At 38.2% G+C, this 22666-nt stretch carries 19 protein-coding genes; 6 read left to right on the top strand and 13 right to left on the bottom strand.

Going from position 1 to position 22666, the window contains the following annotated elements; genetic code table 11:
- Positions 1-22 precede the first annotated feature (22 nt).
- The 3 genes from SJY44_RS11385 to SJY44_RS11395 are packed head-to-tail and all read right to left on the bottom strand — an operon-like array spanning position 23 to position 5282.
- Positions 23-1444, bottom strand: a complete 1422-nt coding sequence (locus SJY44_RS11385; protein ID WP_396589806.1) for a serine hydrolase domain-containing protein — start codon at positions 1442-1444, stop codon at positions 23-25.
- Positions 1445-1497: 53 nt separating this feature from the next.
- On the bottom strand, positions 1498-3405 hold the full coding sequence (locus tag SJY44_RS11390) for a tetratricopeptide repeat protein (protein WP_396589807.1): 1908 nt from the start codon (positions 3403-3405) through the stop codon (positions 1498-1500).
- Positions 3402-5282 carry a tetratricopeptide repeat protein gene (locus SJY44_RS11395; protein WP_396589808.1) on the bottom strand — a complete coding sequence of 627 codons (1881 nt, stop codon included), beginning with the start codon at positions 5280-5282 and terminating at the stop codon, positions 3402-3404. The genes SJY44_RS11390 and SJY44_RS11395 overlap by 4 nt, the downstream gene beginning before the upstream one ends.
- Before the next feature lie 314 nt (positions 5283-5596).
- On the opposite strand from SJY44_RS11395, the gene SJY44_RS11400 reads away from it, so the two are divergent.
- Positions 5597-7675, top strand: coding sequence for a thiol-activated cytolysin family protein (locus tag SJY44_RS11400; protein WP_396589809.1), 2079 nt, complete (start codon positions 5597-5599; stop codon positions 7673-7675).
- Positions 7676-7802: 127 nt separating this feature from the next.
- On the opposite strand, the gene SJY44_RS11405 is transcribed toward SJY44_RS11400, so the two are convergent.
- The 4 genes from SJY44_RS11405 to SJY44_RS11420 form a co-directional block, all read right to left on the bottom strand.
- Positions 7803-9974, bottom strand: a complete 2172-nt coding sequence (locus SJY44_RS11405) for a DNA mismatch repair protein MutS (protein ID WP_396589810.1) — start codon at positions 9972-9974, stop codon at positions 7803-7805.
- 102 nt (positions 9975-10076) lie between these two features.
- On the bottom strand, positions 10077-11216 hold the full coding sequence (locus SJY44_RS11410; protein ID WP_396589811.1) for a cytochrome-c peroxidase: 1140 nt from the start codon (positions 11214-11216) through the stop codon (positions 10077-10079).
- A 119-nt stretch (positions 11217-11335) separates the two neighbouring features.
- Positions 11336-11938, bottom strand: a complete 603-nt coding sequence (locus tag SJY44_RS11415) for a short chain dehydrogenase (RefSeq protein ID WP_396589812.1) — start codon at positions 11936-11938, stop codon at positions 11336-11338.
- Positions 11939-11960: 22 nt separating this feature from the next.
- A complete protein-coding gene (locus SJY44_RS11420) occupies positions 11961-13466 on the bottom strand; it encodes a YfcC family protein (protein WP_396589813.1) in 1506 nt (501 codons plus the stop codon).
- 72 nt (positions 13467-13538) lie between these two features.
- Between SJY44_RS11420 and SJY44_RS11425 the strand changes: the two genes are divergently transcribed.
- Positions 13539-14204: a uracil-DNA glycosylase gene (locus SJY44_RS11425; RefSeq protein WP_298926249.1), complete on the top strand. Its 666-nt coding sequence runs from the start codon at positions 13539-13541 to the stop codon at positions 14202-14204.
- Positions 14205-14290: 86 nt separating this feature from the next.
- A complete protein-coding gene (locus SJY44_RS11430; RefSeq protein ID WP_298926252.1) occupies positions 14291-14695 on the top strand; it encodes a response regulator in 405 nt (134 codons plus the stop codon).
- Here SJY44_RS11430 and SJY44_RS11435 read toward each other — a convergent pair.
- The 6 genes from SJY44_RS11435 to SJY44_RS11460 all read right to left on the bottom strand — a co-directional run bounded on the left by SJY44_RS11435 (position 14692) and on the right by SJY44_RS11460 (position 19289).
- Complete coding sequence (locus tag SJY44_RS11435) at positions 14692-15546, bottom strand: substrate-binding domain-containing protein (protein WP_396589814.1); 855 nt, start codon at positions 15544-15546, stop codon at positions 14692-14694. The two genes, SJY44_RS11430 and SJY44_RS11435, sit on opposite strands and share 4 nt — an antisense overlap.
- Before the next feature lie 51 nt (positions 15547-15597).
- A complete protein-coding gene (locus SJY44_RS11440; RefSeq protein WP_396589815.1) occupies positions 15598-16467 on the bottom strand; it encodes a nucleoside phosphorylase in 870 nt (289 codons plus the stop codon).
- Position 16468: 1 nt separating this feature from the next.
- Positions 16469-17401 carry a DUF1835 domain-containing protein gene (locus tag SJY44_RS11445; RefSeq protein ID WP_396589816.1) on the bottom strand — a complete coding sequence of 311 codons (933 nt, stop codon included), beginning with the start codon at positions 17399-17401 and terminating at the stop codon, positions 16469-16471.
- A gap of 144 nt (positions 17402-17545) precedes the next feature.
- The gene (locus SJY44_RS11450; RefSeq protein ID WP_396589817.1) at positions 17546-17875 is read right to left on the bottom strand and encodes a translation initiation factor; all 330 of its coding nucleotides are present in this window, start codon (positions 17873-17875) and stop codon (positions 17546-17548) included.
- Between the two features lie 12 nt (positions 17876-17887).
- On the bottom strand, positions 17888-18331 hold the full coding sequence (locus SJY44_RS11455) for a hypothetical protein (protein WP_396589818.1): 444 nt from the start codon (positions 18329-18331) through the stop codon (positions 17888-17890).
- 7 nt (positions 18332-18338) lie between these two features.
- On the bottom strand, positions 18339-19289 hold the full coding sequence (locus SJY44_RS11460) for an isopenicillin N synthase family dioxygenase (RefSeq protein ID WP_396589819.1): 951 nt from the start codon (positions 19287-19289) through the stop codon (positions 18339-18341).
- Between the two features lie 114 nt (positions 19290-19403).
- Between SJY44_RS11460 and SJY44_RS11465 the strand changes: the two genes are divergently transcribed.
- The 3 genes from SJY44_RS11465 to SJY44_RS11475 all read left to right on the top strand — a co-directional run bounded on the left by SJY44_RS11465 (position 19404) and on the right by SJY44_RS11475 (position 22651).
- Positions 19404-21380 (top strand): thiamine pyrophosphate-dependent enzyme, encoded by a 1977-nt coding sequence (locus SJY44_RS11465; protein ID WP_396589820.1) that lies wholly within the window; start codon positions 19404-19406, stop codon positions 21378-21380.
- Positions 21381-21468: 88 nt separating this feature from the next.
- Positions 21469-21954, top strand: coding sequence for a lipocalin family protein (locus tag SJY44_RS11470; protein WP_396589821.1), 486 nt, complete (start codon positions 21469-21471; stop codon positions 21952-21954).
- A gap of 4 nt (positions 21955-21958) precedes the next feature.
- Positions 21959-22651, top strand: coding sequence for an OmpA family protein (locus SJY44_RS11475; protein WP_396589822.1), 693 nt, complete (start codon positions 21959-21961; stop codon positions 22649-22651).
- The last annotated feature ends 15 nt before the right edge of the window (positions 22652-22666 follow it).

The raw sequence follows: 22666 nt of genomic DNA on the forward strand, positions 1-22666 counted from the left end.
ATTACTTATTTTAAAGCTAAACTTAAATGGAATTCGCTCTTTTTCTAAGCATGACATAGAAGCCTGTAAAATATTCTTTTATCGCCAACGCTTTGCCGGTGTCATCAACCTCAAATGTAATGTAATCGTAGGGCCACTGTGCAATCCAAAATTTATGATTGCCCAAGTAGGTCATGGGGTAGCAAGTATCTTCAATACAATACAACAGATTTTGGTCTTCACCTTTTTTAATTTGGATAGTTCCCCCAATTTTTGAATCGAAACCAATGTAATTGCCGGTGTAGTTATTAGGGTTTTTTAGTATTTTTTTGTTAAACGAATCAGGGGTGACGCTGAATCCCAAATATTCAGCGGCAAATTGTGCAAATATATTTCGGGAGTTTGATGGGGTGCTGTCGGTATTCGTAAAGACAACAAATGTTAGGTCGCGCTCAGGAAAATACACCATGATGGCATAGGTGGATTTGTGCCCACCTGTATGCCCTATGATTTTTTCACCAAAAAACTCCCCGTTTCTTACACCCAGTCCATAACCGGTCTGTATACCGTCTGCAAGTATTCGAGGGGTTACCATTTTTTGATATGAAACTGAGTCGATAAAAATGCCCAAGGACCATTGTTTTGGAAATTGGGCAAGCATAATGGATGTTGCCGTCAAACCTCCATCCCCTTTAATCCAAGGCCAATGTGGGTATGGAATGTATGAATTGCCTTTCTTTTCCCAATAGGGGGACATTTCTGGTAATGAATCTGCTTCTGCAATCAATTTTAGACCCATGTCCCCAGGTTCGTTGATCACCCGATCAAATTCTTGTTGTAAGGATCGTTGGGTAATCCTTTCCACAATCATTCCCATTAAAAGGAAGCCAGAATTGCAGTAACTGTAATTGGTACCTGGTTCAAAAAGTAAGCCATTCGTGGCAAAAAAGGAATAGAAATCCTTTTTGGTAGGATTTTTGCCCGTTCCCACATACATCGAATCAATTGCCGTTGCGTATTCTGGAAGGCCAGAGGTATGACTGATCATGTGCGCCAGGGTAATTTTCTTTGCTTGCTCCGAATTGGGAAAATCTGGTAACAGCTCTAACAAGGTCTGATTCAGCGACAATTTTTCTTCTTCTACCAATTTCATGACCAAGGTGGAACCTATCAATTTGGAGATAGATGCAATCTTAAATCGGGTGGTATTGGAAACCGATTTGATTTTTGCGGTATCCACATACCCAAAACCGCGGTTGTACAAGGTATCTGTTCCCTTCATTATAGCTACTGAAAAACCTACTACCTCTCCTTTTTTTATGATGGATTGACCTAATGAGTCCAATTTCGCAAGAGATGCATTATCAACTGCATTGGTGTCCTCGGGAGTTGATTTGCACGCTACAACTCCTATCAGCGTAGTTATAAGAAATACAGAAAATATTTTTAAAGCTATTTTTCTCAAAACCAATAGTTAACAGCAGAAGTTAAGTTAAATTTTTCAATTTGCTGATTCGTCTAAAGGGTATTTAAAAAAGTGGTCAGGTCCATCTCTTTATCAAGGGCCAATTTCTTTTTTAATCGGTATTTGGATTTCAAAATACTATCTGGAAGTACGTTCAGCGTAGCTGCAATCTCCTTTGTGGTCAAATTCATCCGCAAAAAGACAGCCAAACGAATTTCTTTTTCTGAGATATCATGGTATAGCGTTTTGAGCTTTTGGTCAAAGTCATTGTGCACTTCGGAGAAATAGGACTTAAAGACTTCCCAATCCTTGTCCGAAGCGTTCTGCTTTTTTAGGAGCATCACAATACGGCGGAACTCTACCTTAAATTTTTCCGGAGAATTTTTAAGGTTTTCCAGATTCTCTTTGAGTTCTTGGATAAAGGTGTTTTTCTGCACCAAATGCAGGGTCTGGCTGGTCAATTCTTTTTTCTTGTGCTCGATTTCCTGTTTATAGATTTCTTCTTGTTTTTCGCGTGCTATTTTGTTCTTTTTTATGCGTTGTCGAAAGCCGAAAAATAGTAAACCCGAAAGTGCTATGCCCGAAAATGCTCCGCCTGCATATAATCCTTTTTGTAAGTTATCAGCCCTTGATTTCTCGTTTAATGTTTTGATTTCTTCTTCCTGTAGGGCGATTTCGGCTTCTTTCTTTTCGGTTTCGAAAACAGTCCGCAATTCTTCTATTTGCTGAGACTTTTTAATGGTGAAAATGCTATCCTTTAACTTGCTGTACAACTCAAAGTCGGCCATGGCCCTTTCATATTCCTTTAATTGACGGAAAGATTTAGATCGATGTAAATAAGCGTCGGATGCCTGAGGAATTGCTCCAATGCTATCTGAAATACCAATGGCTTTTCCAAAATAAGGAAGGGCTCGGGAAGGTTGGTTCATTTTATTGTACATAACACCTAAACTGGTGAATGCTTCATTGATTTCCGTAGGGTTTTCCATTTGCCCATATATCATAATAGAGTTATTTAGACTTTCAAGTGCTTTTTGGTCACGGTTTAAACTGCTATATGCATTGCCTAAAATGTTATGTGCACTGGCTTCCGTCAATCTAAATTCGTTTTCTTTAGCAACTTCAATGCAACGCAAAAGATATTCTATGGCCTTTTCTGGCTGGTTTTGGAATACCATATTCTCACCCATAAGCTTTAGGACATCACTTTCCCAAAGCAAATCCTTGAACTTCGTATAGACTTTTAAAGCTTGTTCAAGGTAAATAAAACTCTGTTGATAGTTTTCCAATTTCATCTCCGTTTGGCCTAATGCATTATATGCATCTGCCTCAAATAGAGGGTCTTTGGCTCGTGCTTTATATAACTCAAGCGACCTTAGCTGATTCTTTAAAGCTAAATTGTACTGGCCTTTTCTTACATTGATATCAGCCAGTGCGTGATACGTAGATCCAATATATTTGAAATCAATTTCTCTTGCGTTTTTAACTGTATCCCTGTTGTTAAAAAGGGCAATATTCTTGTTTAGATATTCTTCGGCTTTGGTGAAATCATTTTTCTTGTTATACAGCACGGCAAGTCCCATGTTTACGGTAAGAAGACCTCTTATATTTCTCAGACTTTCGGCTATGTCCAAGGCTGCTTGCTTGTAGTAGAGGGCGGAGTCAAGCTGGTCTTTGTTCAAAAAATAGAAACTTAGATTATTATAGGCTTGACCAAGGCCTTTTCCATTTTTTAATTCTTTGGAAATACGAACGGATTCTTGGGCATATTTATAGGCCTCATCAGGATTCGAGAAACTTAAATTCTGAAAGATGAGTGACCCAAGGTTTATCTTGATAGTGTCAATAGCTTGTTTGTTGTACTCTCTTATTAAACTATCAATATTTTTATATTCCTGGGCGTGTAGCAGGTTACAAAGACAAAAACCACCTACTAGAAGTAACTTGAAGAGGGATCTCATAATGAATTCAAAAATTGGTTCAAATCGGTTTCCTTGTCCAGCGCCAATTTCTTTTTTAATCGATATTTGGATTTTAGGATACTATCTGGCAGCACATTCAAGGTAGCAGCAATCTCCTTGGTGGTCAGGTTCATGCGTAAAAAGGCAGCCAGTCTTATTTCTTTTTCTGAAATGTCTGGGTAGAGGGTTTTTAGCTTCTGGTCAAAGTCGTTATGGACATCAGCAAAATAGGTTTTAAAAACTTCCCAGTCTTTGTCAGAGGCATTTTCCTTTTTTAGGAGCATCACAATCCGACGGAACTCTGCTTTGAACTTTTCGGGAGAGCTTTTGAGGTTTTCCAAGTTCTCTTTAAGTTCTTGGATAAAAGTGTTTTTTTGGACTAGATGCAAAGTCTGACTGGTCAGCTCTTTTTTCTTGTGCTCGATTTCTTGTCTGTAAATTTCCTCCTGCTTTTCGCGAGCTATTTTGTTCTTCCTTATTCGTTGACGGTATCCAAAGACAGATAATCCGAATAGGGCTAGGGCAGAGGCCATGCCACCGGCATAGAGCCCTTTGCGCAAATTACTGATTTCCACTTCCTGGTTCAGTGTCTCAATCTCTTTTTCTTGCAATGCGATTTCGGCTTCCTTTTTTTCGGTTTCGTAGATGGTTTTAAGTTCTTCGATTTGTTGAGACTTGGTTAAGTTGAAGATACTATCATTGATTTTTTGAAATTTTCTTTCATCCTTTAATGCATTTGCAGGTCTATCAAACGCTTCATTCGTGTATGCTCGATATTTATATGCTTTTTGCTGTTGGTCCAGAGTTCCTAATGAGTCGGCAATTTTTAACGCTGTATTCAGATGGTACATTGAAAACGTATAATCTCCTTGGAAAGCAAGTACATTTCCAATTTCATTACGAATAGTGGATTCGTTCAGTTTGGAACCGAAGTTGAAGTTTTTTTGTAAACTTTGATGTAATAAATCATACGCTTTTACATAATCCAAACGCTTTTTAGATAGGATTCCAAGTTGTAGCAAAGAATTGACTTCCATATCAAGGATATTCAATTCTTTAGCCAATGCTAGGCTTTTTTCAAAAGAGTCTTCAGCTTTTTCTAAATTTTCAATGGCTAGGTATGATTTTCCTATGTCACAATAAGTTCGGCATTGCCATACTTTATCACCAAGATCATTGTACATATCCAAGGCGCCTGAATAGTATGCGATGGCATTGGTATGGTTTCCTTGAAGATACTCAATGTAGCCAAGTTGTTTTTTAGTATCAGCATCTTGCCAAGGTTCTTCTTGAATGGTATCGAACATCCGCATACTTTTCAAGGTTTCTTCAAGTGCTATTTTATAGTTTCCCTTATCAATAAAAATTGTAGCTCTGGTTCTTATTGCATTCGCGAGGTTAAGGCTGTGTTTGATCTCTTTATTTATTACTATTACGCTATCATATAGCTTGATTGCCTTATGATAATTGCTCTTTAGCTGTTCTATTAGTGCGATTGCAGCAAGTGTTGTAGCTTTACGTTGTTGATTTTTTAGTTTGTTCCACTTATTTAGAGATTTTTCATACCAGTATAATGCAGAGTCGTTGGCGGCGGTCACCTTATAATACGTTCCGATATGATATAAAGCCACACCTTCACTTTCCTCCTTTCCCAACTTGGAAGAAAGCGTGAAAGCCTTAAAGGCATATACCTTCGCTTTTTCCGGAGTATTATAAATTTCCGCATAGAATAGCTCCTCCAGATTTTTAATTTTCGGCATTCCTTCAGAGATGGTATCTTGAATATTAAGTAGACTATCCAACAATTTGTTATTCTGGCTAAAGCTAGAAGTGCCGAGAAAGCAAACTAAGGCCACGGTGAAGCATTTTAGCATCATTGTTTTGAGAGGTTGATTATTTCACCAAGATACCAATTATATCATTCGTTAAAACAATCGATTCCAGAAGGCAAAAAGGACTTGTCCATAAAAAGTCTGTAGATTTTTATTTATGACTCAACATAAAAATGCTTGTAATGCATTGTTTTTATTGATATTAACATGAATTTGAGTGCTTATCAAAAAACCTGCTGTCCATGGTGCTTTTGAATGAAATCCATGCTGCTTGTCCATACTTTGTCCATGCCCAAAATTAGGGTCGGGGTGTTTTCTCCTCTAGGTTTGGGGTGTTGAATCCTAAAAACCAAATAATTATGAAAACAAATCAATCTCATTTAAAATTGTTGCCGTTGCTAGCTATATTTGTACTGTTACTCTTTTCTTGTAGCAGCGATAGCGATTCCCCGGAAATTCCAACAGATGATGACCCCATTTCTCAAGATGATGACGGGCCAACACCAACCACTTTTAGAGGGGTGGTTGAACAAGGGGGCGAATTTGAAGAAGTACCCCAGTCACGAACAGACGAAACTTTGGCAGAGGGTGACGAATACCCCGATGATTATACCTCTGGTAGTGGTTCGGATGCTGAGACGCTACGATTTATCTGTAAATCAAGAACAGTGAGTGTGACGGATGGTGCCGGAGAATTTCAAACATTGGGCGGTGTTGCCAGTGAAATATTTCCTGGAGCATTATTGCAGGGAAAAACCATTAACAATGTAAAGCCACAAGGCATCCCGCTTAAAAGAGCCGGAGGTAGTATCTCGTATAATCTAAATGATGGTAACCCAGAAGCATCTCAAGACCTGACTGAAATGAGTGAGTCTCAAGTTCGACAAGCGATGAACGATATTATTGCGGGAAGCACTGGAGTGGTACCCGCCAATTTCGATTTGGACTACGAAAATGTTTTTTCCGAAAAACAAGTTGCTTTGCAAATGGGACTTTCGTTTGAAGGTTACGGAGTAAAAGCTGAAGGTAAGTTATCGTTCAGTCAAGATAAAACCTATAACCGGGTTTTGATAAAACTCTATCAGTCGTACTACGATGTCAGTTATGATTTCCCAACGAGTTATGATGATGTTTTTGATGCTAGTGTAACTCCAGATGATTTGGACCGATTTATACAGCCAGATAATCCTGCTACCTACATTAAAAAGGTAACCTATGGTAGAATCTTTTACATGCTTGTTGAATCCACTTCTTCTTTGGAAGTAATGAACACGCAAATTGACGCTTCGTACAAAAGCTTTGACAAGGAAATTGAAGGGAACTTGGAAACAGATAGTATGGAGAAAATGGAAGACCTCAAACTAAAAGTTATTGCCTATGGAGGTGATTCTCAAAATACGTTTTCCGGATTGGGAGAAACTAGTATTTCGGAATTGGCCGATATGTTAGCTGCGAGCACGGATATTAGAACTGGTTTGCCCTTGTCCTATGAAATTTACTCGTTAGAAGATCCATCCAAACAGGTAGGAACCAATATTTCTACCGAAATGGAGGTTGTGGAATGTCAATTAAAAGGCGTTTTGCCACCAGTGTTGTATTCAAACCTTGTAGATCTTTTTGAAGATGGTATTGGCGCGGCCACTCAAATTCAAAATGAATACACCGCTATCTTCAATGGCGCTGGAACGGAATATATTATTTTTAATGCATCTAGTGGGGCTGTCTCTGACCCTTATAGCATTAAAGATGCGACTGCTCCTTTAGGAGCGACCACTTTTGACAATGTTGGCGCAGCACTACGGCAATTTTTAGATGAAATCTTTATTTTCAATGCGCAAGGAACCGAATATGAACTTTTGGAATATGACTATAATGGTATTGCAAGTATCCCAACGGCACCAATAGGGGAGTTTAGGCAACGTGACGGTGCCAATAGACGATGGGTGGTCAATGATAAATTTTCAGAAGTAAATGATGTGAACGATAATTTTGCTGATGGATCATTTATTGGCCCAGAATCTAGAGATGTTGACTGTGTTTCATTTCCATTGTTTGGAAAAGGTATAAAAGCAGCTGTTAGAAGAGATAGATATATACAGCCCGTAGGTATTTATACGGAACCATTTTCCACAAGAATCATTAATGGAGAGGTTACCTCAACATATTATTATTCCCTGGACACAAACGGTAGTACCTATAGCAGAAGAAACTATTACAATCCGTACTCTGTTACGGTGCCAAGTGGTACCATTGGTTTTGGTGATTTCAATTGTTGGGAATCAGAACGAGATGTCAGCGCACTACGGGGAGCAGTAGAAGCAGCATGTAAAATAAACATTAATGGAGATGCCATTCAGCGTATATTATATTTTACACCTGAAGGGTTATTAGTTGTGAAAGATTTGGTAGGAGACGAGGAAGGTCCTTACGCATTATAAAATGATTTAGCTACACAGTCGGCCGCTCAGGTTGGGTTCAACAACTTGATGCCGGCTGTTATTTTTATTCTCAAGAAATTGGAAATCTCTTTCTTAAGGTCTCAACTGCGCTCGACCTGACAAAGGATTATTTTTTTGCTTCAACCAGCTCCAGCTGGTCTATGCTTACATTGGTCATGAACATGCCGTAATTAACGGCGGCTTTATTTTTCTCCAAAGTATCAATGGTGCCCACCGCCTTGCCATCAAATAGTCGAACACGGTCACCTACTTTAAACACGGGTCTAGGTTTGTTCTTTTCTTTTTGGATTGCCTTTTTCTTTTCTACCTTCTTTTCTTGCCTGACCTTTACAATTTTCTGTTCCAGTTCCTGGGCAACTTGCTTCTTTTGTACTTGTTTGGCTTTGGTCTGTTTTGCTGATGTTTTTTTGCGCTTGCTGTTTTCGGTTTCTACAATCCTGAGCAACTCCGAGATTAAAGGCCGCTTTTTGTTATCCAAAAAATAGCGTTCTGCAGCCGTATTGATTTTATCACCCAATTGAATCATGCGTTGGTTATGATCATACAATTCTTGGTAGTTTTCCAACTTAGACTTGATTTTGGCATTTAGTTTTTCCAAACGTTCTGCTTCATCACGGGCTTTGGTTTCTTCATCCTGCAACCGGGAACCGGTTTGCACCATTTTGGACCGCTCTTTCTGTAGTTTGGCTATGGTCGCATCAAACCTAACCTTGCCCCGTTCAATCTTTTTCTTCGCTCTATTTATAAGCGAATATGGAATTCCATTTTTCTGGGCTACTTCAAAGGTGAAGGAACTACCAGCCTCTCCCAAGATCAACTGAAAAGTAGGTTCTAAGGTTTTAGCGTTGAAAAGCATATTGGCATTGGTAACATGTGGCAATTCATTGGCCAAAGCTTTTAAGTTGGCGTAATGTGTGGTTATTACCCCGTACGCTTCACGTTCGTAAAAGACTTCTAAAAATGCTTCTGCCAATGCACCTCCTAATTCAGGGTCACTACCGGTACCAAACTCATCAATTAAGAACAAGGTTTTATCATTGCATTTCTTTAGGAACTGATTCATGTTTTTCAAGCGATAGCTGTACGTGCTAAGATGGTTTTCAATAGATTGATTATCTCCGATATCGGTTAAAATTTTATCGAACAGACAAACTGTACTACGTTCGTGCACTGGAATTAGCAATCCACTCTGGAGCATCACTTGCAAAAGTCCGATGGTCTTTAGTGTGATACTTTTTCCACCAGCATTGGGACCAGAAATGACGATAATCCTGTTTTCCTTATGTAATTGAATGGTCTGCGGCCAGGTCTTTTCCTTTTTAAATTTATTCGTTAAAAAGAGTAGGGGATGATAGGCATCCCGAAGGAACAATTCTTTTTCTTCATTGATTTTAGGAAGCAGGGCATTCATATCCAAGGCGTATTTTGCCTTGCCTGCGGTAATATCGATATGGGTAAGATAATCTTGATATTGTTTTAGCAGATAATCATAAGGTCTGATAGAATCGGTGAGTTGATTGAGGATACGCTGTACCTCCTCTTTTTCTTCAAACTCTAGATTGCTGAGTTCCCGAACAAAATTGAGTGTGGTTTCTGGGACAATATAAACAATGCTGCCAGTTTTGGAACTGCCCATCATTGTTCCTTTCACCTTTTTACGGTGCATTGCTTTTACCGCTAAAACCCTTCGGTTCTCCACAACAGATTCACGGATATCATCAAGAAAATCCTGTGATTGGCACCTGGACAGGGCAACACTAAAACTTTGATTGATTTTTCCACGAACTTCATTGATCTGCATTCGTATGTGGCGCAACTCATTAGAAGCATCATCCCTAATTTCGCCAAATTTATCTAAGACATTATCTATGGAAGTCGGGATTTCGGTATTGACCTCGACTTTTTCTGTGCTAGCAAAGAGTAGGGGATAGTACTCTTTAAATTTTTTAAAGAATTTTTGGTGCAGCGCAACGGTTTTACACATGCCACCTATTCTTCTAAATCCTGAAACCTCTAAAGTGGTGTTTTCAATCTTCAGTAATTTCAGTTCGTTATTGATACTGTCAAAACCATGGTTTGGAATTCTATTATCATTGGTGAAGGACGCCAAATACTCCGATGTCTGCCCTAAAATTTCCAATAAATGCTCTTTGTCAGATATTGGTTGAATTTCTAAAGCAATCTCTTTTCCCAATTCGGTGTTGCATCGCCCGGCGACTTGCTCCAGTACTGTTGGAAATTCTAAATCTTGAAGTGTTTTGGGATGTATGCTTTGCATTTTCTTTTACTAGCAGCGCAAAGATAGGTATTCAGTCCACTAAAAAAAGAGATGGAGATGATTCGATCTGAAACAAGGCTTAGCCAGGTTGAAAAAAGTCAATCAATTTATAGAACCTCCTACGGGCAGACCGCTTGGGACGTTTTCAGGAATGGTTTTATCAAAGTTACTATCATTCAGTGTGTTTAAGAATGCTAAGATTCCTGCCATTTCCTTTACCGATAATTTTAGATCGTGAACAAAAGAATCAAATTTAGTTGGATCTATATTAGGGTTCCGAACCTTACTGTTAGAGATATCTTCGTAGAACTCCAATACACGCCTTAAGGTCATAAAACTACCGTTATGCATATAGGGTGCCGTGAATCTTAGATTTCTAAGAGATGGAGTTCTAAAGGCAAAACTGTCTTTTTTGTTTATGTCCGCAATGCCAAAATCCACAAAAGGCAGTTTGGAATTTTCTGGCACTCCCAAAACATGTATTTTGTAATCAGAGAACATGGGACCGCTATGACAATTGACGCAGCCTACTTTTTTGAACTGTTCAAACCCATCTTTTTCACGAATTGAAATAGCTTTGCGATTACCTCTCATATACTGGTCAAATGGGGAATTGTTGGTAATCAAAGTTCTTTCAAAAGCAGCTATGGTCTTTGCTAAATTTTCAACGGTAATAGGCTCTGTTTCATTGAAGGCATTCTTAAAGAGCGTCTGATATTCAGGAATATTCTTTAACCTATCCACAACAACCAGTAGAATTTCGTTTTCCGTAAAACCGTGACCCCGCATCTCCTCAAATGCTTTGATGGGCTCCAGTGCCTGTTTTTCCAGGCTTTTTGCTCTCTCGTCCCAAAACATAGGTGCATTTTCAGCTATATATTTTTGGTAATTTTGTATTCCGTTGAAAGCAGTATTTAATATGGTCTGTGCATTGCGTTTAACAAAGGGAATATCATTAGGAGTATTGAATTTTCTTTTACTTCCGAGGCCTTTGGCGTTGGTGCCTATAGATATGTCCAAAAACTCGGCGTAACCCATATCTGGATGGTGGCAGGTTGCACAGGAGATATCTTTATTGCCAGATAATATGGGATCATAAAACAGAAGTTTGCCCAGAGCTTCTTTTTCTATGGATGAAGGGTTGTCTTTTGGCGCTATCACCTTGGTGGGCAAAGCGGTGAAAATGCTTTTATCCTCAGCCAAGGTCCTATCTATATTAACTTCTTTAGGTTTTGGTTGCAAACAGTTTGCTAAAAGAAGAGAAATAAGAAGTAATAATATGGAGGACCTATGTTTCAAAAGGGAATGTCATATTTACAAGCAATGTAAAGATAGCGGAAAGCCAAATGCACAAGTATCATTTAGTTATAAACCCTGATTATTTCACCATTTCCTTTCCCCATGACGCTTCTTACATAGGCATTAACGGCTTTTTCCATTGAAATTGGGTTATGTCCTGGAAAGTAGTCCTTGTATTTTTTATAGGCATCTATTACCATTCCCAAGGAAACTACATTAAGTCTTGTTCTATTTTCAATCTCTAAAGCTGCCGCTTGCACAAAACTATGTATGCCACCATTGACCATGGCCGCGCTTGCGGTTTTAACAACGGGGTCATCTGCTAAAATTCCTGTAGATAAGGTAATTGAGCCACCTGGATTTAGAAAGTCTTGGCCTAAGCGAACGAGGTTCACCTGTCCCATCAGTTTACTTCTAAGGCCAATATGATAATCTTCTTCAGTTAAGTCCTTAAAGTTTGCCCATTTTGCTTCACCAGCAATGCAGATGATGGCATCCAGTTTGCCAGTTTGTTTAAACATGTTTTCAATGGACTTACTGTCTACAATATCTACAGTGACATCGCCAGAGGTTCTTCCAGCAATGATAACCTCATTATTTTCTGAAAAGTGGCTTGTTACTTTATTGCCAATAGTTCCTTTTCCACCTATAATCAATATTTTCATTCTGTATGTTTTCTAACCTTGCTCAAAGATAAATACTAATTGTAAGTGTGACCATAGCAAGAATGGCTAAAAGTAAAACCAATGGCCAAACAAACTTCAACCATTTGTCATAACCTACATTGACGAGGGCAAGAGATGCCAATATAATACCGGTTGGATTAATAAACTTGAAGAGTCCTACTCCATATTGATATGCATTAACCATAATTTCCCTTCCAATGCCAACATTATCTGCCAAAGGAGACATTATGGGCATGGTCAGCACTGCCATTCCTGAAGAAGAAGGGATGAAAAAAGTTAAACCGCTATATAGTAAACAAGTTACATTTATAAACAGGCCTTTATGCATACCTGAAGTTAGTTCACTTGCGTAGAACAATAAGGTATCGCTCACTTGACCATCTTCCATTAGAACCGTAATCCCTCTTGCAATACCGATTATAAAAGCAACTCCCAAGAGATCTTTTGCTCCCGATATGAATTCATTTACAAATTGTTTTTCATTAAGCCGGGTAATAAACCCAATCAATAATGCACCAGCGAGGAAAACAGAGGTCATTTCCAGAAACCACCAACCCAATTGGGAAACGCCATAGACCATAATAAGAAAACAGCTAGAAAAAACAAACAAGACTAGTTTAAGCTTTCCTGAAAGTTTTGTGGTTGTAGTGCTGGAAATTCCTGAAAACAAATTTTCAATTTCTTCTTTTTGATTATAGATGAGTGATCGTTTGGGGTTTTTCTTTACACGCTGTGCATAACGAATAATATAGGCAATACAAATAATCAGGCCTAGAAGAAGCATAATAAGTCGGCCATTAAGACCTTCTGTCCAGCTTATTCCGGCAGCATCTGATGCAATGATCGTACTGAATGGATTAACTGTGGATGCCAAAGTGCCAATGGAAGAACCAATGTAGATTGAAGCTATGCATGCCAGTGCGTCGTACTTCGCCGCTAAGAAAATAGGAATTAAAATGGGATAAAAAGCAATGGTTTCTTCTTCTAATCCGAAGGTAGTTCCGCCCAATGCAATTAATGTTGTCACCATGATTATCAAGATGAATTCTCTACCCTTTAATTTTTGTGCCAGCCACGCAATTCCAGCCTCAAAAGCTTTAGTTGCATTAACAATACTGATAAGTCCACCAATAATCAGAACCAGTAGAATAATATCTGTAGATTGCATAATACCCTTTAGAGGGGCTTGTATAAAACCAACAAAACCCTGAGGCTGCCCTTCCAGTTTTTGATAGGTATTTGGAATACTTATAGGTTTGGAAATGGCACCATCCTTGAATTTTTCTATCGGAATTTGAATTGCCAGCTCATCAAGGGTCTTTTGGGTAGCGGGAAAGCTAACACTTGTTTCCTCTGAAGCCCTAATCAATGTATCCGTTTTATTATCATATGAAAGACGATCATATTGCCCAGCAGGGATAATCCATGTTAAGAGAGAAACAATGGCTGCTATAATGAATAAGACAGTATGTGCCGTTGGAAATTTTATTTTTTGAAGAAAGGACATGGGTTAATTTTGAATGTTAGTCACAGGGAAAGATATTATTTTTAGATTTATCCGAAGAAATAAGAAGAATTAATGAATGTAAGTATAGATCTAAGCTGGAAACCTCATTTACAACCTGAGTTCGAGAAACCTTATTTTCAACAACTGACTCAATTTGTAAAACAGGAATATCAACAGCATACTTGTTTTCCCAAAGGAAAGGACATTTTTGCAGCATTTGATCATTGCCCTTTTCAGGACGTCAAAGTTGTTATAATAGGGCAGGACCCATATCATGGGCCTAACCAGGCCAATGGACTGTGCTTTTCTGTAAAAGATAATATCCCACACCCGCCATCGCTGGTAAATATTTTTAAGGAGATTAAAGTTGATGTGGAACAACCATACCCCAAAAGCGGCAACCTAGAACGATGGGCACAGCAAGGAGTACTGCTTTTAAATGCTACATTAACGGTAAGGGCGCATGAGGCAGGAAGCCATCAAAAAAAGGGTTGGGAGCAGTTTACGGATGCTGTGATTGAAACGGTATCCTCTAAACAAGAAGGTATTGTTTTTTTGCTTTGGGGTGGGTTTGCAAAAAAGAAATCAACCTTGATAAATAAAACAAAACATCACATACTTACTTCAGGGCATCCTTCACCATTAAGTGCAAACAGAGGCCTTTGGTTTGGTAATCAACATTTTAGTAAAACCAATGCCTTGTTGGGTCAAATGGGAAAAAAGTTGATAAGTTGGTGAATTACTTCTTGAAAGGATTTTCTTAAAGTATCACAAGAATTCGTACGTTTATAGACTAACACGACCATCAGAAAATTCTTAATAAATTGCGCAGACTGAAATCAGTTTTACTCGTTGATGATGACGATACAACGAACTTCTTAAATAGGTTTTTTGTAAAACAATTAGATAATGGTTTAACGGTTAACACGGCCAGTAACGGAAAAGAAGCTATTGATTTTTTGGAGGGCACTTCAGATGAAGATTTAATGCCCTGTTTACTTATTTTGGATACTAACATGCCTACAATGAATGGGTGGGAATTCTTGGACGCTTTTGATAAAAAGTTTGATAAGGGGTTTAAAGAAAAAATTGTGGTGGTCATGTTAACTGCCTTGGATACTGAAGAAACCACAGCTTTGGCACTGGCAAACCCTAATGTTAGGGATACAGCGCAAAAACCACTCTCTGATTTAAAGTTTAAGACTTTGATTAAGAAATATTTTTCTTAAACTTTGGAATATAGAAATTCTTTAGAATTTTTCACTTCATTAATAAGTTGCAGGCTAAGCAGTCTATTTTGCACTTCATTTAAGATTTTTACATCTATTTGATTCTGCCCCCAGGTTGTTTTGGAAAGCCAATCTTGAATATCCTCCAATTGTTGATTGTATCTATTTGCCAAAGTCCTGTCAATACTTGGAATTTGTTTGAATTCAATAGTATAGGTATTGATAATTTCTAAAATATGTTTAAGCAATTGTCCGTTTGTCTTTAAAAAAGCATTTGTTGCGGCGATAACAAAACAAGGCCAAGGGGTAGGGCAGTTTCCCAATCGTTTAAAGATACCTTTATCTACCAATGGTTTTGTTGTAAAATGCTCCCACATAAAATATGCATTGGAACCTTCACTAAGATTTTTAACAGCGCCATCTAGGTTATCTATTATGTCAAATTCAAGCATATCTGTATCCCAACCTTGATTTTGCGCATGTACATATGCCATTAAATGGCTTCCACTACCTATACGACTTACAGCAGCTTTGTCTTTTTCTAATTCCGATATAGAAGTGCGCTCACTGCTGTTGGCAACGTGAATTCCCCAAAGTAGAGGGGAAGAGATATACTCTTGTACAATTTTGGATGGATTTCCCTGAGAAATGCTTTTAACCAAACCTTCAGTGAGTATAATAGCCAAATCCGTTTCGCCATCATTCAGAAGCTGGCACATTTTTCCTGTGCCTTCTGGAATATTTGTCCATTCTAAACGTATGCCACGGTCTTCAAAAGCACCTTCTTCAATGGCTAAATGCCAGGGAAGATTAAAATGCTCCGGCACACCAATTATTTTAACTGTTTTCATAAGGTTTTAAATAGGGAAGGAATATTACCAAAAATCATATTAAGCCAATATTCAAGAAACAAGTTTTTCTAAAGTATATTTTATGAGGTCGTCCACAGTCCTAACAGCATTTGAAGAAAATTCTCCTGTAGCTCTATTGGCCAGAATAGCGTTTAAAGAAATTGCACGATGTCCATGTAGTTTTGCCAAACCATAAATGCCAGCTGTTTCCATTTCAAGGTTGGTTATTTGCTGGTTTTTATATAAAAAGGAAGCAAGTTTATCATTGAAATCCGTAATCTTTGGAGCTAACCTAAGGCTTCTTCCTTGTGGTCCGTAAAATCCTGAATTAGTTGCTGTTATGCCAAATCGTATACGATTTGAGGTAATCATGTCTCTCAGGTTTTTATCAGAATCCACAGCATACGCCACTATGTTATGTGCATTCCATTCCAGGAAACTATTAAGCTGCTCTTCTAGGCTATGATTTCTCACATGTCCAGCATCATAAAAGTGTAGCAAGCCTTCAAAACCAACTGCGGATGTGCTCAGTAAGAACGAATCAACAGGTATATCTGCTTGTATTGCACCAGATGTACCAATCCGTATAAAATCTAATTGTGTCTTCTCTTTTTTTACTTCTCGGGTAGTAAAATCTATGTTTACCAGAGCATCCAACTCATTAAAAACAATGTCAATGTTGTCTGTGCCAATACCAGTGGAGATAACCGTAATTCTTTTTCCGTTGTAGATACCTGTTTGAGTCAAGAACTCACGACTTCCCTTTTCAATTTCAATAGAATCGAAGTATTTAGTAACCAAAGGCACACGGGTAGGGTCTCCAACAGTGATTATGGTAGAAGATATATCTTCAGGTAAAAGATTAAGATGGTAAATACTGCCATCAGGATTCAGAATCAATTCTGAGTCACTTAAGGCCATTTTAGAGTTTTAGGATGCGATCTGTAGTAGAGTTATATAAGAAGTTATACTTTAAAGAACCTCCTAAATACAATTGATTATCACGTAGTTGAGAATAATAATTTGCTTTATTCGTTAAAACTTCTTTTCCTTTTCTTGTTAGTTTAACAGGATTGAAAGAACCAAATAGGGGTTTGAGCGAAGAGATCATGCGATTGTATTGTGTGTCTCCAAAACCATAATACCCTTGATTTGCTAGAACCTGGTTTAATAGGACAGCTCTGGATTCTGGTTTTTGACTTGCTGCTGTATCCAAAATACGGTTCTCCATTTCGTTAAGGCCGTTCTTAATTGTTGGAAAACGTTTTAGATGCGCTCTTAGAGCCTCGGATAAGTATTGAAACTGAAAATTGTTATGTGCAATCAGGTTTTCTAAGCGAATAGGGTTGTCACTGCAATATAATTGCCAGACGTAATCGGCAAATTCAATATCATCCTGAGATAAAATGGTTCTATTGTCGTAAAGATCCAGCAATTTCTCATCACTTAGCTCATTTAGACCATATAGTTTATCGCTTTCATCTTCTTTTCCACTGCACACTAATGATATTTCTGCATGCCTTCTGTGCGTTTTAAGCCAGCTGAGGACAGCCAACATATTTATTTGACAGAAAAGGTCGTATTCAAACCAAAGAACAATCTGATCTTGTTGTTTGTGGTTACATAGCGATCTATATTCCTTAAGGGTTTTCTCGACAAACCAAGATTTGGAAACTTTGTAGTTTTTGTTCAAAAATTCAAATCGCGTCTTCCAGAAGGATTCACTGCCTACGGCACATAGTGTCTTGCCTTCGCAGAGCATTTCTCTCCACGTGATAATATCTCCTTTTAGGTGTAACGATTGTAATTTTGACGTGAAATTGTCGCCGTTGGTAATATGCAACAGTGATTTCATTTTCAGTTTAGTTTTCGTCGGTTAGAGACATTAAATGTAAGATTTAAACCAAGAACACAAAAATTTTTTCATAAAACATTGGATGTCAAAGCTTAAATTTAACAACGTAGGAAAAATATGAAGAGAATTTTAGGAATAAAGATGCTATCCGCCAACTCTTTTAGTAGAAAATCCATGATCTTTCAAAAAGGCCATAATTTTATCTCGATAATCCCCTTGAATGATGATAAAGTCGTTTTTATAACTACCACCAACACTTAAATACGACTTAAGATCCTTTGTAAGTTTTTTGAAATCGGCATCAGAACCAGTATAGCCTTCTAAAATGGTCACTGGTTTACCTTTACGTTTTTCATATTTGCAGATTATAGGAGCATCTTGGAGCCAATACTTGGGTTGGTCTTTTTTGGGAACCTCATTTTCGTCAGGTTCATGGTCCGGAAATAAATTTTTGAGTTGATCTTGTAGATCCATAGTAAAACTGATTTAGGGCAATAGCTCTAATTGATTTTTATTTACGCTTATTGTGATTATATCACCATAGATAATTTCATCAATTTTAGGTAAAATTAATTCTAAAGTGGTTTTACTTTGTTCATGTTCTGTTTTGGTTTTTGGGTCTGGCATGTAGACTAAACCCTTGTGTTCAATCATTTTATAGCTAACGGTAACATCGAAAAAGTAGAAATTTTCTGGGGGAATGTGTTTTGTCCACTCCACTTGATTAAAAAAATACTTGGGATTTTTTATTTGATAATTAAAGGGGGATATGTCAATATTGAGTGTTCCCGGATGATACCTCGTTAAATCCAATCCAAGCTTTTTAAAATAGGGAGCTTGAATTGCAATTGTACCTCCAGGATAGCGATGATCACCTTTCTTGCCAGATGCAGCACCATGTCCAGGAATTATCTTGGCAGTTATGGTCATGAAATACTCATTTTTTCACCAGGCCTAGCTCTATCAGGCGTTCATGAAGATAATCTCCGGCAGTAATGTCTTCAAAACCTTTTGGATTTTGATCATCAATACAATCCTCAAGGCAATTTAAGGGCATCTCGCTTATCGGATGCATAAAAAATGGTATAGAGTATCTAGATGTGCCCCAAAGTTCTTTAGGCGGGTTTACAACTTGATGAATGGTGGATTTTAATTTGTTATTGGTTAGTCTCGAAAGCATATCGCCAACATTAATCATAAGTTGATCGGTCCTTGCTATGGCATCTACCCATTCTCCTTGATGGTTCTTTACCTGAAGTCCCTTGCCATGCGCACCCATAAGCAATGTTATGAGATTGATATCTCCATGAGCCGCAGCCCTAACGGCATTTTTAGGTTCTGAAGTAATTGGAGGGTAGTGGATAGGTCTAAGAATGGAGTTTCCGTTTTTGATCCATTCATCAAAATACATTTCATCTAGGTCAAGATGAAGTGCTAACGCCCTAAGAACATATTTAGCTGTCTTTTCCAGCATCTGATAGGTTTCTTTGCCAACTTTGTTGAATTCCGAAAGCTCTTTGACGTTTACATTGTCCGGATATTCAGCTTCAAGCTTTGGATTGTTCTCAACATATTGCCCAAAATGCCAAAATTCTTTAAGGTCGCCCTCTTTTTTTCCTTTGGCATGCTCTTTTCCAAAGGAGGTATACCCACGTTGTCCGCCTATACCTTCAATTTCATAGCTATCCTTTGTGGATTGGGGCAATTGAAAAAACTGCTTAATCTCCCCATAAAGTTGTTCCACCAAGTCCTCTGACAAAAAATGACCGCTTAAGGCAACAAAGCCTATATCCTCAAAAGCAGCACCTATTTCTGCTGTGAATTTTTCTTTTCTGGCAGCATCACCAGAAACAAAATCTCTAAGGTCTACGCTTGGAATTGCACTCATAACGTCAAATTTTATTTTACTATCAAAAGTAATGAATATTAAGAAACCTTTCTAAAAATTAGAAGGTCATAGATGGCTTTTTCATTACTTTTAACCCATTGAATTTTTTACTTTATGAGATATCATATTGGTAGTTTGGACCAACAAAAACTACTGGATTTGTACAAGGGAATGCTAAAGCCCAGAATGATAGAAGAAAAGATGCTGATTTTGTTGAGGCAAGGCAAAATTTCCAAATGGTTTAGTGGAATTGGGCAGGAGGCAATATCAGTGGGTGTTACGCAAGCTTTGAATAGCGAAGAGTATATTTTGCCAATGCACCGTAATTTAGGAGTGTTTACATCTAGGAACATTCCATTGCACAGGCTCTTTGGTCAATGGCAGGGAAAGAAAAGTGGTTTTACCCAAGGCCGAGATCGGAGTTTTCATTTTGGAACCCAGGAATATAAGATTGTGGGCATGATATCCCACTTGGGGCCTCAATTGGGTGTTGCCGATGGAATTGCATTGGCCGATATGCTACGCAGAAAGAAAAGGGTGACAGCCGTTTTTACTGGTGAAGGTGCAACTAGTGAAGGTGATTTTCATGAAGCATTAAACATAGCTTCAGTTTGGAACCTTCCAGTTATATTTTGTATTGAAAACAACGGGTATGGCCTTTCAACACCTACCAATGAACAATATAACTGCGAACACCTTGCTGATAAGGCTAAAGGATATGGAATGGAATCCAGGATTATTGATGGGAACAACATCATAGAGGTCTATTCAAAAGTGGATGAGCTTTGCAAGGCCATTAGAAAAAGGCCTAGACCCGTTTTGTTGGAGTTTAAAACCTTTAGAATGCGTGGTCATGAAGAAGCGAGCGGTACAAAATATGTTCCGGAAAAGCTGATGAAAAAATGGGAAAAAAAAGACCCAATAGCGAATTATGAGGCATTTCTACTACAAGAAGGAACTATAACTGAAGAAGAAATAGGACGACTTAAAGATGAAATTACAGAAGAAATCAACTCAAATTTGAAATTGGCCTTTGATGAACCTACCATTGATGTTATTGAAACTAAAGAATTAAAAGAAGTATATCAAGAATTTAATTATGAGCATGTTGAACCTAAAGGAGATGTAAAAAATATCCGTTTGGTTGATGCAATTTCTCAAGGCTTGGAACAATCCATGGAACGCTATAATGAGTTGATTATCATGGGCCAGGATATTGCAGATTATGGAGGTGTTTTTAAGATAACAGAAGGATTTACATCAAAATTTGGCAAAAGCAGGGTTAGGAATACACCTATTTGCGAATCAGCTGTTGTTTCTGCAGCTATGGGTTTATCCATAAACGGAATGAAGGCCGTGATGGAGATGCAGTTTGCTGACTTTGCTACTTCAGGATTTAACCCAATTGTAAATTATTTGGCCAAAGTACATTATCGTTGGGGCGAAAACGCAGATGTTGTTATTCGTATGCCTTGTGGCGGCGGGGTTGGGGCTGGACCTTTTCATTCACAGACCAATGAGGCTTGGTTTACAAAAACACCAGGTCTTAAAGTAGTATATCCTGCTTTTCCATATGATGCAAAAGGCTTGCTCAATACAGCTATAAACGACCCAAATCCAGTGCTGTTTTTTGAGCACAAGGGCTTGTATAGAAGTGTCTACGGGGATGTTCCTTCGGATTATTACACAATTCCATTTGGGAAGGCAAATTTGGTCAAGACAGGCGATTCGCTATCTGTAGTTACGTACGGGGCAGGAGTACATTGGGCATTGGAAATTTTGGAAAAATATCCAGAAATCAATGCAGATGTTATAGATTTGCGTACACTTCAACCTCTCGATATTGGAACTGTTTACACTTCGGTGAAAAAAACAGGAAAACTGATTGTATTGCAAGAAGACACCGTGTTCGGCGGTGTTGCAAGCGATATTTCTGCTATGGTAATGGAAAATTGTTTTGAATTTTTAGATGCACCCGTTAAAAGGGTTGGAAGCTTGGAGACGCCAGTTCCGTTTTCTAAAGGTTTGGAACAAAATTACTTGCCCAAAGGAAGGTTTGAAAAAACACTGGTAGAGCTTTTTGAATATTGAAATTACTTGGTTTAACATTTTTTTAACAACCTAGAAAGATAAATATGGTGTCTCACTCGTATATACTAAAATTTAAATTCCAATTCTTATGGTAAAAAATGCATTCTTTTTTATGATGATGGCCACATTTTTGTTGACATCATGTTCTGTTTCTAAAAGTGCAAGGAGCCAGCGTAATCTTTTCAGCGGTTCTTGGAGCTTGGACAACATTTCCTATGAAAATAACACAGGGAACTTTAAATCGGTGATTTTCAATGATGCAGATGATATTTGTTTTGAAGGAAGCGACTGGTTTTTTAGGGACAACAACAGTACAGGTCGGTATACAATCACTGGAGGCAGCCTTTGTCAAGGAGGAGATCGTTTCTTTAGATGGTCCGTTGTTGAGCCAACCGCAAATTACAGTAGTCAACTTCAATTCAAATTTATTGATGAAAAACGAAAAGATGTTTCAGGAGGGGTGGGCTATCGTTTAAACATTGCCAACATATCGGAACAATCCATGACACTTAAATCCAATGTTTCCGTAGATGGAGAGTTGGTCACTATAGTTTATGAATTCTCAAAAAAATAACAAAATGAAAAATATAGTATTAAAAAGCACAACCATTGTTCTGGCTTTGAGTTTAATGGTGAGTTGTAATGCAGTTAAAAACGCCAATAACACACAAAAAGGAGCTACAATTGGTGCCGCTGGTGGTGCAGTTATAGGTGGTATAATTGGAAATAACGTCGGAAAAAACGGTAATACCGCTTTAGGCGCCATCATTGGCGCAGTAGTTGGTGGTGCTGCCGGAGGGTATATCGGCAATAGAATGGATAGACAAGCCGAGCGAATTGAAGAAGAAATTCCAGGTGCGGAGGTAACTCGTGTAGGAGAGGGAATCAATGTTATTTTCAATGAAGATGCAGGAGTCTATTTTGATACCAATAGATCTGATGTTAAAGGAACTTCAGCCACTACTTTAGATAAATTGGCTGGAATCTTTAAAGAGTACCCAAACTCAAATGTTTTGGTTGAAGGGCATACAGATAGTGCGGGTAGCGAAGAATACAATTGGAAGTTGTCTCAGCAAAGAGCAGAATCCGTGACTAGCTATTTGGTAGGCAAGGGTATTTCCAGTGGTAGATTTAGTACAAAGTGGTACGGAGAGACCCAACCACGCGAAAGCAATGAGACATCAGAAGGAAAAGCTAAAAACAGGCGTGTTGAGCTAGCCATTGTTGCTAGTGATGAACTAAAGCAAGAGGCTTACCAAAAAACAAACTAAGAATACAAAACATTT

This window comes from Allomuricauda sp. R78024, from assembly GCF_044596045.1.
Lineage (GTDB): Bacteria > Bacteroidota > Bacteroidia > Flavobacteriales > Flavobacteriaceae > Flagellimonas.